Below are 12785 nucleotides of genomic sequence, written 5' to 3' on the forward strand. Positions count from 1 at the left end.
TGCTTGCCCCCGGATACAACCATTCCGGCCTGATCAGGCAACCGGAGCAGCGGTATATCTCTACGGAAGTCTCGTAAACATCCGTGGGGCCGTGGTGCGGTGGGCGAACACCGCGCCGGTGGGGGATTGTGGTCCCCCGCCTGCTCCAACAGTATGTCAGCGGCCCGGCACCTACCGGGCCGCTTTCGTTTTTTGCATCGCTATCAATTGTCAGAGAACACTAGAAGTTGCAGATTATTCCAACTTCACCACACTCATTAAGTATTGTTGACCTCCGGCAGTATGTAGACGGGGTTGATGCCCTGTATGGCGTCTGCCGCCTGCACATCGTCCAGTCCCCGCGTTGCTTCCAACGCGTCCTGATAGGCAAGGCGCTGGCCTACCACATGGCCGGATACGGCAACCCATGCGGTGCGGTTGGCAAGGATACGGGCGGCAAGCTCACCCACGGGCATGCCCCGCGTGACGGCAATGGCCCGCACCAGCGGGGCCGGTGCGTCCGCATCCGCCTGCAGGGCTTCGGCCTCTGCCGCCTGCTGGTCCCATGTCTGGCGTTCCAGCGGAGCGTACTCCGCGGCCAGCGCGGTCAGCATGGATTCGGCCCCGTCGCGGATTTCCGTCTGTTTTGCCGTGTACAGTTCTGCGCGGGTAGGCGCAGGCGGTGCGGCGGGCGTAACAGCCACGGGACAGCCGTTTTCATCGGGCCGGATTATCTGCCCCCGCGCCTGTGCGGCCAGCAGTGTGGCATGCTCTTCGGGACTGACGGCCACGGCATCGGCAGGAATGGCATGGCCGTGAACTGCGGGATGGTAGAATGCGTTTGTTGAAGGGCTGTATTTCATTGCGCGGCCTCCTTAGTAGCCGATGGAGATGTATGAATATGGCATTACAGTTGAACCGGAGTGTTCTCCCTTCAGGGTGAACTTGCCTGCCATCCTGTTGTATACAGCGATGGCGTCGTTGCCGACAGAACCGTAGTCAATGCCGATAACAGCAACGCAAGACAGCTGCGCGTTCGGGTAGGCGATCGGCAGCGTTACCTCTGTGGCGACTCCAGTTGATACAGAACCGGTGCCCCACTGCAGAATCAGCCCGCTGGGCAGCCGTTGCCAGCCGCTTTCGCCCAGACTCTGCGTCCACTCGCTGCGGTCAACCTTGTTGCCGTTAATGGCGCTGACCTGTGCAGCAAGAGCCTGCATGTCCACCTGTGCGGTATTTACAGCCACATCAAAGGCTTTGATGCAGGGCAGCAGATAACTGGTTTTCGGGCGGTTTTCGTCGGCCGTGGGGACCACGCGGGAAGCGTCGAACAAGACACGCTCCGCAGCAATGTATGTGTTCACGGATTGGTCAATACGCCCGCCAAGGTCTTCTGCATTGACCTGAAAGACGCCGGTTGCAGAAGCGGTGTCTCTGAGACTTGGGAAAAGGCTGTTAGGCGAAGTGGATGACTTGAGTTCACCAGTAAGGTTCCGTATGGCATCACCGGCCCAGTCGCCTGCCGCCTTACCCGCCGCACCATTCTGCGCGGCCGAGAAGTAGTGTCTGTAGCAAGGCAGAATGATATGCGTATCCGTCAGGCAGTACTTGCCGCAGGAGCCTTCCTGTGCAGCGGCCTCTGCGTCCCATTCCGCCTCTGTGGCCAGATAGCCCCCGCAGCTGCGCACCCATGCTTCCAGCTGGGGGTAGGTGCCCAGTGTAAATTTTTGTTTAACATTGACCGCCACTGTGCCGGGCAGCGGTGTGCCGGTGGTGGAAAAAAGCAATGCGCCCACAGGCATACCCGTAACAGCGCCCCACGCAAGACGTCCATCTGTCTGCTTGATGATTGTCTGCCCCGGATCGCCACCAGGCGGCAGCGTTGCATGCGGGTCGTTTTGGTCCCCGATGTGGTCATCAAGAGCTTTAAAAACGTTACCGTGGGCGTTGGGACTGACGTTGTGTGCCGCAACTGCCTCATCCACGGCCTGTTGCGTGGCAAGAACTTTAGACGGATCAATGGTCAGCGCAAGGGTAGCGGCGTTACCAAAAACCACAGGGGCATAAATGGTATGCTCCAGCTTGGTGGGGTCGTCCGGCGAGGGTTTCCACATGACAGGATGTGCACCAATGGCCAGCAGCACATCATCCGCATAGATAGCAACTTCACGAATATACCAGCCACCTGTTGTCATGGGGATGTGGGCGCGGAATTCCACGGCCTGCCCGCTTTCCGTCTGCCCGTCTTCTCGCAGGGTGATGGCATCCAGCGCGCCGCGCCAAACTTCATTGACGAGCGCCGTGGATGCGTTGGTGTGTTCCGGGGGCTGGCCCGAGCCGTCGCCTACGGCCATATGGGTAGCCTGCAGCTTCGCGCCTGACGTTTCTGCCGCACTCAGGGCCAACAAGCCCGCTTTGGTAATGATAAGGCTCACGGTGCTCTCCTTATAATCTGATTCTGCTGACAATATGCATGTGCCCGGCTATCCGGACGGCCCCGGCGACCTTGGTAGAGTCCGGGCGCTCGTATTCCAGCCGCACCACGGAGGACAGCACGAGCGCCATGGCGCTGTGCGTCGCGGCATTGGCGGCTCTGTGGCGGGTGTTCAGCCCCGCCAGTTTGGAGCGGGCCGGTTTGGTTTCCTGCGCTGCCCATGTGATGAGCGCGTAATCCTGCATGTCCAGCCCGCTGCCGACCGGCACAACGGGCATGAACTCGGCCCAGCGCTCCGGGTCGTCATCACGCATGTTACGGATGGAGCATCCCGGATAGCCGTAGTGTTCCAGTATGCGGGACATGCCGCGCACCTTGCCCGCCTGCCGATGCCACGCGTAGGCTGTAACGGCTCTGTTGCGGAACTGCGCGGCCGTTTCCAGCGGGTGACGCTCAATGCCGCGTCCGGACGCCAGATCATCAACGCCATCAGCTTCACAGGTGGCGGGGTTGAGCTGATCCCGAAGCCAGAGGATGTCCTCGCGCACGTCGTCAAAGACACGGGCTATCCCCTCGACCAGCGCCGCCAGCGGTCCGGGGCGAAAGATGAGCGGCCAGCGCAGCACATCTCGGAAGTATGGCCAGAAAACGCGGGCCATTATGCAGCTTCCTCCATATGGCTGAGCGTCAATGATTGCAGAATGGCCAAACCGTCGTCGGGCACGACCACATCCGCTGCGGGGCCGGTCCATTCCACACGTTTGACACCGGGTACCGCCATGACCGCGGCTGTAAGGCGGTCCAATGCCAGATCTTCTCCAATCTGCAGGGGAGATATACCCGAAACGGTAGTCGGGTCCGTGAACAGCGCACGAATGCGCTTTTCCGCTGCTCCCAGCGCGGTTTCAACTACCGTGCCCGGTAACAGGAACAGAGTTCCGGTAATCGCCGCCGCAATGGCCTGCGGGGCTTTGACAAGCAGATCGTCATTTACGAAAACCTCGGCATCGATGGCGGCCCGCACCTTATCCAGCAGGTCGGTGGTAGGAATGCCAGCCGCGCCTTTGATGATCGCGTCCACGGTGCCTTGACCACGGGGATGTTGATCCAGCACGGTACAGGCCACCACACCGGTTACTCCCAACGCGGCCCGCTTGTAGACGTGATATGAGGAACCGTTGTTGCCCTGCCATGCCAAGGGATAACGGGCCTGTACCAGCCTGTCCGGTTCGGTATCCGCGCCTTCGGTATCCAGCCAATCGGCCCGGACTTCCACGGCGGTAATGCCCTTGACCGGAGTAATGAGCTCCAGCGCCTGTCCCGCGGTCAGGTTGGCGGCGGCTCCGTACTCCTCGGCGACAACAGCCACGGCCACTTCGGTCTGGCCCTCAGCTATAACCGTGTCGGCAATAGAGATGTAACGGTATGTTGCGCCGGTGCCGTCCGGCATGGTGCGTACAATGCGGCCTGCGGGAATAAGCGTGTTGCCCTGCGCGGTCTGGCGAATAAACCGTAATTTGCCCGTGGCCTTGGTGGCCTGCTTGCGCGGTTGCTCGACCTGATCTGCGTGCAGGTCCAGCCATTCACCGCTGGCCTGCTTGGGGATGCCCTCCACAAGAATGGCGGCAAGAAACTGGTACAGCTGATACAACCCCCATGCGAAAATCTCGATCAGGCCGCGCACCACGCCCTTGTTCAGGTTCAGGCGCAACGGCAGCCATCCCTTGGCCTGATACTCGTCCTGCACTTCTTCGATACGGGCAAAGAGCATCTGGCGGCATTCATCAAGCGTTTTAGAGAGTCGAGGCGTCTGGGCGGACATCGGCAAGCACCTGCTTCAGTTTTACGGCTCCGTCTTCGGCACTGGCCCGGAACACAAGGTTGTATGGGTGATCATCACCAATCCACTGCCATGCAGCCTCGGCGGTAATGCCGGTGTTGTCCCATGCGGAGATGGAGCACCGTTCCGTACCCGGCTGCACGCGCGGGTCTTTACGCACAATCCGTTTGACTTCTGCAATAAATCCCAGTCTATTGGCCGTGGTGTTTTCTTCCTTGAACCAGTCCGGGATACGGCTCCCGAACTCGGTGTCATAGAAGAGCGTGCCCACGTAGGTGTAGATGGCCAGCCAGATATCCTGCACGCCGGTGTCAGCCCCATCAGTGAGGATAAGTTCACCGTTGGCGGCCACGCGGGCCTGCATATCTGATGTAAGGGCTATGTCTTGGCCGAAAATTTTTGTTACTGAAGCCATTTATTTTACCATGAATAAAAAAATACAACTTCATATATTAAAAACGTTGGCTGAAACCAGAGAGCGCCACATCTTCATACTAGAACTCCATTCGATACTTGGATATTTTGGAGACATTCCCCAAAAGCAATTCATACATAAGAATAGCTACAACTCTGAAATAATCTGTGAGTTAGACTATCTTTGCGAACATGGGTTTGTTGAGTACCGTAAATCAGGAGATGTACATAAGAATTTAACCTGCAAAATAACAGCCAAGGGTCTCGACAAACTTGAAGAAAACAATACAGTAAACAAAATAAAAAATTTAATACTGCCGCAGAAGAGTATAGCTGACTTCATTTGGGGTTGTGTGGCAGGTATAGTAATGACAGTTATTAGCCAATACATCCTAAAATTCTTCGGTCTATTAGCAAAATAGTTACATCCCCCCGCTTCTTGTCCCCGCAAAACTCTCCCCCGCAGTATTCAGGTTGCCGCCAATATCCACATTGTCGGCAACTGACAGCGAGGAACATTGCACATGCCCCAGCACGGTAATGCTGCCTTCTTGCTGGGTGTGTGCCTTGACCGTTGTTGTTCCTACCTCCCCATCAGCGCCGGTTGCCTGCACGTTCCCTTCCTGAATGATAAGTGGGGCTTTAATCGTCCACACCCCGTCGATTGTCTCCGTCTTGTTGCCGCCCACTGTGGCCACCCGGTTGGCAGGGGTGACCTCGATAAGGTTCTTGCCTGCATCAATCTTGATGTAGGTGCGCGGGTCCAGCTGGATCACAAACGCGCCCACCTCGCAGGCCGGGGCGACATTGCCTTCCCAACGGAAGTTGCTGATACGCGGGTAGTTGGGATCTCCATCGTAATAGCTGAGGTCACACAGAGTACCGACCATGGGCGGGCAGACAACACCGCGTTCCGGGCCGCCCCACAGGATGGGGATTTCCACCTTGGGCACCACCGGCTCTTTCGGGTCCGGGGTGTCATCGTTACGCAGGGGTTGCACGTCCGCCCAGTAGCGGCCGTCACTGGCATAGCTCTGCACCACCTTGGCCTTGCGGGTAACACGGTAGTAGCTGCGCAGATTGGGCATGGACAATTCCACCACACGCTTGAAAAGCCGGAGCAGATCGGTATCAGAACCGTTCATATTCGCCTCCGTACCAGAGCCATGTCCTGGCTTTGGTCTGCTCTATGTGGTGTTCCACGTGTACGGCCCTGTATTCGGCATCAATGCCGCGACGGACATCCTGCAACTTGAAAAGGCGACCATCCCGCATACCTGGTAACAGAAAAGTTTCCACGCTTCCCCGCGCTTTGGGTGACTGAGCAGGGTTGTGCGCAATCAACCCCGCTCCGGTGGCGATAACAGGCACCGCCTCCGGCTCATCATTGTGCGGGCCGTATTGAATTGCTCCGGCATCATCCAGCCAGAGGGCGTGGTGGCTCATATCCTGCCCGTGGGCCATGGCGCAGCTGTGGGCCAGTTGTTCCATGGCCTGCCACACCGGCACATCGCGGAGTGTGAGCCGGGGCAGATTCACGGCGGGCACGTCCACAGTGCCGACAGTGCAGCCGGTCTTGGCCAGAATAAGCCGGGCAAGTACATCGGCCGTTTCATCCATGTAGGCTTCCGTTACACGGGTACGCATGAAAGGCGCGAACTCCGGGCCAAGCACCTGCACAGTAAGCTGGTCGCGGTTACGGCCAAACCCCGGCCGCCATCCATCCACAAGACCGGTCCATTCCCGCGCGGGCTGGCCCCGGTAGCCGAAGCGGACAGACACGTGCTGACCAGGTTTCACGCGCTGCATCAATACGCCTTCAGGATCAGGCACATCAATCTCGCCGTAACTGGTAACGGTATGGCGGTCGAAGGAAACAACACACCGGGGGCAACGGGCCACCACCATACCGTCAATGACGACACGGACATTGATTCCGGCTATAGTGTTTTGTTGCAGGCTCATTAGCGGCCCCCCAGTATACTGGGAGAAAGCCCCGGTTCTGTGGTCGTGGAACTGGTGGGCGCTGCACCGGCTACGCCGGTCGCCCGCTGCTCGGAAATCTGAATAGGCGGACGATGCTCCATGAAGCGCAACGTCGCCTCAACAGTGTCGTCATTGTTGCCTTCGCTGGAATCAAGCGAATCAAAGACCACCTGATCCACATCCCGCGCGGCAAGATGCGGATTGGCCACCCGCAGCACTCGGGGGTTGGCGGCATTGTCATGGCCCTTGAACAGGCGGTTCAGTTCGGCCAGCTTGTCAAAGCAATCACTGTCATCGTCTGTGAGCAGAAGCAGCGATATTGAAACCTCGCTATCTTCCCAGCCCATGGGGGTTTTGGTCTTGCCGGAAAGGCCATCCTGCATGGCTTCGTCGTACCGGACTCTGCCGCCAACACTCAGGCGTTGCAGGACACCCGGCACGAGGGTATCGCCGAGGCGGATCTCGCCGTGCTCGAAGGTCAGCAGGCCATCCATGCTATGCCTCCTTCACCTGGCTGAGTCCGGACGCGGAACCGTCGAATTCCGCCACGAGACGTTGCAGCGCCGCCACGAAGCCTTCCCCGTCCTTCACACCGGGCAGGGTTACGGACAGATGCTGGATTACGACACGGCCGCTCTCACGGCTGGCCTGCTCACGCCTCGGACCGGCTTGCGCTCCCTTGGCGTTGGCAGCTGCGGTATTAGGGGCCTGCCCGGTGACAATAGCCACGCCGGAAAGCGCATCTACCGCCGTGGCCCGCAACCGCGGTGCGGCACCTGTGATGCCTTCACCCAGCGTATCCATGACCTTCTGGCCAGAGAGTGTGAGCTGAGACAGCGGGCCTTCCCTGGCATCTGAAAACGGCAACAGATTACGCACCCGGCCAAGGATGGAGGAGACCGCTTCAAACGGAGCCCTGGCCATGGAGGTAATGCCGTCCACAAAGGTGCCGATGAGCCTGCGGCCCGACTCGTATAGAGAAATATCGCCTTTGAAGTAGCTGATCATGGTGCTTATGACGCCGGTGACCATCTTGATGGGGACGACGGCCATACGAACGGCCGCAGCCAGCATTCTGAATGCCCCGCCCACGACCACGCCGACGATTTCGCCCAGCGTGCGCCAGAAAGAGATATTTTCATCCCCTTCGGAACCAAGCAGGCTGAAGACTTCGGCAAGGGCATCACCCACCATGCCGAAAGAGTCCGCCATAGCTTTCCACACTTCCCCAAGTGCGTCGCCCAGCTGTATGAAGGAGGCTCCCAGTTCGCCGGAGAATACATGAGCAAAAGCACGAACCCTTGCCAGCGCGGGCGCGAAGAAGGCTCCGATGCCGGAAAAAGTACCTTTGAGTTCTTCCCAGTATGCGATAACGAGGACGGCCCCTGCGATGAGTCCGGCTACGAGTAAGCCCACCGGGTTGGCCAGCATGGCAATATTGAGTGCGCCCATGGCAGCGGTTGCGGCCCATGTAGCAGCGCTGAACAGCGTGACGGCCACGATGACGGCGGCCAAGCCACCGGCCACGGCCAGCACCGCTTTGCCGACGGGGTGTGAGGCGAGTCGGTTGAGCCAGCCGACAAGGGTAGTGACAGCCCGGACGGCAATTGTAAGCGCCGGGGTGAATACTGAACCAATGCTGATGGACAGCCCCTCCCAGCCGGAACCGAGAATGGTGATGGAGCCCTTGAGGTTATCCAACTGCCTGCTTGCCATCTCGGCTGCAGCACCGGCACTGGAACGCAGGGAGTCCGCATAGTTTCCAAGGCTGGTTACGCCCTTGCTCAGCAAGGCGGTAACGGAACCGACTGCTTCTTCCCCAAAAATCTTCTTGAGGTACTCGGCCTTTTCGCCGGTTCCCATACCCGCCAATGCGCTTTCAAGGTTCCCCATTACAGACAGGAAGGGAAGCATGTTGCCCTGTGCATCGCGGGTGTTGATGCCCAGCTTCTGCAATGCGGTGGCGGCTTCGCCGGTGGGGGCGGCAAGGCGGGTAAACATGATCTTGGTTGCGGTGCCCGCCACGGCAGCGTTGATGTTGGCATCTGCCAGTTTGCCGGTTATGGCAGCTAGCAGCGCAAAATCCTCTCCTGAACTGGCGACAATGGCACCGGCGTTCTGAAGGGCCATGCCTAGCCCTTCCACATCCGTGGCACTTGTGGTGGATGCGGCGGCGATTATGTCCGCCACCTTTCCGGCCTTGGCCGCGTCCATCTGAAACGAGTTGAGCGCACCGGACGTGACCGTGGCCGCTGTGGCAAGATCGGTCTGCGCTGCTGCCGCCAGATCAAGCAGGCCGGGCATGGCTCCGACAATCTTGTTAGCAGTAAAGCCCTTCTTGGCCAGCTCCGTCTGCGCTTCCACAACCTGGGCCGCGGAGAAGGCTGTGCTGGCCCCCAGGTCAAGAGCTGACCGCTGCATCAGCTGCATATCGGAGGCGCTCGCCCGACTGATTGCCCCAAGGCCGGATATGGCCGCCTCAAACTCTGCCGCAACACCGATAGCAGGGGCAAAGGCCCCTAACACCACCCCGGCGGCTAACGCTAAAGGCAGCAGCTTCTTGGTCAGGTTGCCCATGGACTGAGACAGCGACGACCCTTCCGAGCGGGTGGCGCGGAATGAATCCCGAACCCGCTTGAGCGGGCCGGAGATGTTGTCCATCAGGCTGAATGTGGCGAAGACGTCGAAGACTTCCATGTTACTTGGCTCCCATAAGGGTGGCGATCAGGTTGGCGGTGACGGCTCCCTGCTGCCGCAGAATGCGTGCTTCCAGTTCCAGCGCTCTGGCTATCTGCTCCCCGAACTCCTCCATATCCTCGGCGGGTTCTTCCCTGAGCCAGTGGCGCACGATATCGGCGTAGGCCAGAGCGGCGTTGCCACGCACCGCCGCTCTGGCTTGTTCTAGTTTCCCGGTTCAACCACTCCCGCGCCGCATTTTTTGAACACAGCATCGGCAAAGCTCATGGCCAGCATGGGTTCATCACGGATAATTTCGGCAATCCGCTCCTTCTCATCCGGGTGAATAATCTGACGCAGAGTATTGCACATTGTGTCGAACTGTTTGGCCTTTTCCACCTTGGCGATGACGGTGAGTTCCTTACGGCCAGGACGACGAAAACGCAGAGTGATATGCTGGTCATTGCCGTCGAAGTCTTCATAGTCCGCGGTGAAAGGGCGGTATTTATCGCTTGTGATTGCCATGTCGTTCAATTCACTTTTGGGTTCTGCCATCAGGCCTGCTCCTTATTTGTAGTCCGCCACACCATCGCGCATGATCATCTGCGCGGTGCCGGACAGCTTGACGGTTACTTCTTCATCGCCCTGCTTGGTTCCTTCATCCACATCGTCGATGAGAATTCCCTTCAGGATAACTTCGTGCTGTTTGGCGCCGTCCGGTTCGAAAGCGAGGGCCACATCGAACACGGACTTGAAGATGCCGCCCCGTAATGCACTGACAAGATCCTGATATTCGCTGACCAGCAGGGTCATATCCACGCTGGCCTCATAGTTGCCGCGCGCAGCCCCTACGGAAACAGCACCCTTGCCGTACACACGTTTCTTTTTCTGACTGGCCTTCCAGTTAAGTTCACTGATTCCGACAAAGGCACCATGAGGACCGGTGATGCTCACGCTCTCCCAGTCGTGCACGGCACCGTTGACGGTGACGGTTGCGTTAGCTGTCATGGTCTAGCTCCTATGCCGCCATGCGCGGATCGAATTTGCCGCCCGCGTAGACGTAGGACGAAAACAGTTTGATGGTATCAATGATGGGGATGCCGATGAGGGTGGTTTCCGTGGCCACGCCATTGTTGACGAAATCCTGATCCATGGGGATTGAGACGGCATACCCGGCCAGTTCCTTGGGCTTGGCCTTGACCATGGTGTCCAGCGCATTTTCGAGATTGGCCCGCAGATAGGCTAAACCGCTGGTGTCTGCGCCCTGCAGCGGGTCACCCAGTTCATCCTTCAGAGATTTGAGCGCTTGCAGACGCATGAGGCGCACAGCCTTGAACGTTACACGCAACACTTCAAGCCGCTGATAGTCACTGGTGGAATCCGCCATGGTCCGGGCTGTTCCCCAGTAGACGGCCTGCAACCCGGCGTACCGGGTAAGCGTGATGTACCCGGCTTCTTCCAGTTCGCTCTGCATGGCCTCGGTGTAGCCTTCCGGCAGAGATATGCCGGTGATGCCCTGGTCACGCACCCGGCCGATATCACGCTGCACGGGTACTTCCATGATACGCCCGGCCAGCAGTCCTCCGGCATTGCGGAGTTTGCGCAGGCCGGTGCGGTCGCTGATCTCGCCGAATCCCACGCACACACTGACGAAACGGTGGGCAAACCCCATACGCTCCTGCTTCAGGGCTGTTACCCAGTCATTCAGGTCTTCACCGGCTGCGGGCAGTCTGCCCTCACACACAAAAAACGTAGGGCGGTGGCGGTTCCAAAGGTCGTCGGCCAGTGCGCCCATGGCAGCCCAATCCACGGAATCGGACGGACCGACCACATAGACGAATTCCGGGTCCACTGTTTCCAGCGGGATGGTCAATGCGTCGATAACGTCCGCGATGGTGGGCACCGGGGCAAGCAGGTCGAACTGGTATGTGCTACCCAGCGGATAATCGCCTGCCGGACAGGTGATGGTAACGCCGGTGTCGGCCACAGGAATCTGACCATCCACCGGGATGGTGCGATACGGGCCGAAATTGTCGCCGCCATCCACGGAAAGGCGATACTGGCCTTCGTTGCGGTCACCGCCCTTGACGATCTGCAGCACCACTTCGGCCCCGGCCTTTACGGTTCCCGCTGCAGTGATCTCCGGCCCCAAACCGATGCGGGTAACAGGGCCGATGGGACCACGCACCGAGTAGCGGTAGCGGTCGCCAGCCATTAGATTGCCTGCTGCCAGCACGATGGTGGTACCGGTATCGGCAACGCTGATCTGCCCATTGGCAGGCACGGCGGCGGCCACTCCGAATGTTGCCCCGCCGTCCTTGCTCAACTTGCACGTGGCAACGCCGGGAGCACCGGCATCCACTATTTCGGCAATCACATCGGCATTGCCACCGGGAAGGCCACTGGCGCGGGCTTCGGGACCAGTGCCGGTATGCTTGAGCGTGCTGATGGTTCCACCGGGCGACCCTGCCACCGGAACAGCCAGCACAGTGCTGTCCTGTCCGCCGGTGGCAAAGACATGCTGCAGGCGGTCCACCAGAGGGCCGGTACCCAGCAAGCCGGTCAGATCGCTGCGCTTACCCAGATAGTAGACCTTGCCCACTTCCCCGGCGCTGCATACACCGACAATAAGAGCCTTGCCGCTCACATCGCCGGGAACAAGGCCGCTGGTGCCGTCCACCAGAAATTCAAATACATCCTTACGGGCCATGGCTACCTCCCGCCGCCGACACGGCGTTCGCGCAGCCGGGTGACTGCGGCATCAAATTCGGCTTTGGTAACGGACTTGTCGTCCGTCCAGCTCTCTGCGCGGAGCATGCCTGCGAGTTCCCACGGTTTCAGGCCGTGTATGGCAGCCAGTTCGGCCACCTGCTGCAATGCGACGCGGTCTGAGCTGGAGAGCGGCTCGTCTTTTCTTCCCTTACTCACGTCCTGCCTCCTGATAGGTTGCATTAGGCGCTACATCCAGAATCCACGGGCTTTCCGTGTCTTCCGTAAGCATGGCGCTGAATTCTATATGGTAAACTTTCGACCATTTCTTGAGCACCTCCACCAACGCGGAAGTGAAACCCCGCCAATCCGCGCTGGATACGGAACACGTGACACGGTTGCCGGAAGGGTCGGCAAACTGTCGGGGCAAGGCCCGGACAAAGGATTCGCACAGGGTATCAAACGTGGACTCATCATTCGTCCACAGGGTGACGGTGATGGGCTGCCGCACCCGATACAGCCTGCGCCGCAGGGTGCGCTTTCGCTCCGGCTCTGCCGGAGACGCGAATTTACCCACAACGCCGCCCGCCTTATTCAAGCGCTGCGTCTCCCAACGGACATCAATGCGCGGCACCGGCAATGTGATGTCGTCAGCATCTTCGGGATTCAGCACCACGGCCCCTTCCGGTATTCCGGCAGCCGCGGCGGCCTCTATGATCTGGTCGAAAAGGAAATTTCTCATATTGG

16 protein-coding genes are annotated in these 12785 nt (G+C 59.2%); 1 reads left to right on the forward strand and 15 read right to left on the reverse strand.

Annotated features, from left to right (window positions below):
- Nucleotides 1-257: 257 nt before the first annotated feature.
- From ACZ5D1_RS05125 to ACZ5D1_RS05145, 5 genes are read right to left on the reverse strand one after another with little or no spacing between them, the layout of a single operon-like run.
- A complete protein-coding gene (locus ACZ5D1_RS05125; RefSeq protein ID WP_464556133.1) occupies nucleotides 258-842 on the reverse strand; it encodes a hypothetical protein in 585 nt (194 codons plus the stop codon).
- 12 nt (nucleotides 843-854) lie between these two features.
- Nucleotides 855-2414: a phage tail protein gene (locus ACZ5D1_RS05130; protein WP_011369110.1), complete on the reverse strand. Its 1560-nt coding sequence runs from the start codon at nucleotides 2412-2414 to the stop codon at nucleotides 855-857.
- A gap of 10 nt (nucleotides 2415-2424) precedes the next feature.
- Nucleotides 2425-3072, reverse strand: a complete 648-nt coding sequence (locus ACZ5D1_RS05135) for a phage tail protein (RefSeq protein ID WP_011369109.1) — start codon at nucleotides 3070-3072, stop codon at nucleotides 2425-2427.
- Nucleotides 3072-4235 (reverse strand): baseplate J/gp47 family protein, encoded by a 1164-nt coding sequence (locus tag ACZ5D1_RS05140; protein ID WP_464556134.1) that lies wholly within the window; start codon nucleotides 4233-4235, stop codon nucleotides 3072-3074. Before ACZ5D1_RS05140 ends, ACZ5D1_RS05135 begins: the two co-directional genes overlap by 1 nt.
- Nucleotides 4207-4668 (reverse strand): hypothetical protein, encoded by a 462-nt coding sequence (locus ACZ5D1_RS05145; RefSeq protein ID WP_041276952.1) that lies wholly within the window; start codon nucleotides 4666-4668, stop codon nucleotides 4207-4209. The genes ACZ5D1_RS05140 and ACZ5D1_RS05145 overlap by 29 nt, the downstream gene beginning before the upstream one ends.
- Nucleotides 4669-4678: 10 nt before the next feature.
- Here ACZ5D1_RS05145 and ACZ5D1_RS05150 point away from each other — a divergent pair, with 10 nt between their 5' ends.
- Nucleotides 4679-5089: a hypothetical protein gene (locus ACZ5D1_RS05150; protein WP_041276951.1), complete on the forward strand. Its 411-nt coding sequence runs from the start codon at nucleotides 4679-4681 to the stop codon at nucleotides 5087-5089.
- On the opposite strand, the gene ACZ5D1_RS05155 is transcribed toward ACZ5D1_RS05150, so the two are convergent.
- From ACZ5D1_RS05155 to ACZ5D1_RS05200, 10 genes are read right to left on the reverse strand one after another with little or no spacing between them, the layout of a single operon-like run.
- Nucleotides 5090-5812: a hypothetical protein gene (locus ACZ5D1_RS05155; protein ID WP_011369106.1), complete on the reverse strand. Its 723-nt coding sequence runs from the start codon at nucleotides 5810-5812 to the stop codon at nucleotides 5090-5092.
- Nucleotides 5799-6632, reverse strand: coding sequence for a hypothetical protein (locus ACZ5D1_RS05160; RefSeq protein ID WP_011369105.1), 834 nt, complete (start codon nucleotides 6630-6632; stop codon nucleotides 5799-5801). Before ACZ5D1_RS05160 ends, ACZ5D1_RS05155 begins: the two co-directional genes overlap by 14 nt.
- Entirely contained in the window at nucleotides 6632-7147 is a 516-nt protein-coding gene (locus ACZ5D1_RS05165; protein ID WP_011369104.1) for a hypothetical protein, read from the reverse strand. The genes ACZ5D1_RS05160 and ACZ5D1_RS05165 overlap by 1 nt, the downstream gene beginning before the upstream one ends.
- 1 nt (nucleotide 7148) lies before the next feature.
- Entirely contained in the window at nucleotides 7149-9350 is a 2202-nt protein-coding gene (locus tag ACZ5D1_RS05170; protein ID WP_011369103.1) for a phage tail tape measure protein, read from the reverse strand.
- Between the two features lies 1 nt (nucleotide 9351).
- The gene (locus ACZ5D1_RS05175; RefSeq protein WP_011369102.1) at nucleotides 9352-9537 is read right to left on the reverse strand and encodes a hypothetical protein; all 186 of its coding nucleotides are present in this window, start codon (nucleotides 9535-9537) and stop codon (nucleotides 9352-9354) included.
- 17 nt (nucleotides 9538-9554) lie between these two features.
- Nucleotides 9555-9884: a hypothetical protein gene (locus tag ACZ5D1_RS05180; RefSeq protein ID WP_011369101.1), complete on the reverse strand. Its 330-nt coding sequence runs from the start codon at nucleotides 9882-9884 to the stop codon at nucleotides 9555-9557.
- Nucleotides 9885-9896: 12 nt separating this feature from the next.
- The gene (locus ACZ5D1_RS05185) at nucleotides 9897-10337 is read right to left on the reverse strand and encodes a hypothetical protein (RefSeq protein WP_011369100.1); all 441 of its coding nucleotides are present in this window, start codon (nucleotides 10335-10337) and stop codon (nucleotides 9897-9899) included.
- Between the two features lie 10 nt (nucleotides 10338-10347).
- Entirely contained in the window at nucleotides 10348-12039 is a 1692-nt protein-coding gene (locus tag ACZ5D1_RS05190) for a DUF2586 domain-containing protein (RefSeq protein WP_011369099.1), read from the reverse strand.
- Nucleotides 12040-12041: 2 nt separating this feature from the next.
- The gene (locus tag ACZ5D1_RS05195; protein WP_011369098.1) at nucleotides 12042-12257 is read right to left on the reverse strand and encodes a hypothetical protein; all 216 of its coding nucleotides are present in this window, start codon (nucleotides 12255-12257) and stop codon (nucleotides 12042-12044) included.
- Nucleotides 12250-12780 carry a hypothetical protein gene (locus ACZ5D1_RS05200; RefSeq protein WP_148204177.1) on the reverse strand — a complete coding sequence of 177 codons (531 nt, stop codon included), beginning with the start codon at nucleotides 12778-12780 and terminating at the stop codon, nucleotides 12250-12252. Before ACZ5D1_RS05200 ends, ACZ5D1_RS05195 begins: the two co-directional genes overlap by 8 nt.
- Between the last annotated feature and the right edge of the window lie 5 nt (nucleotides 12781-12785).

Source organism: Oleidesulfovibrio vietnamensis (assembly GCF_055388115.1).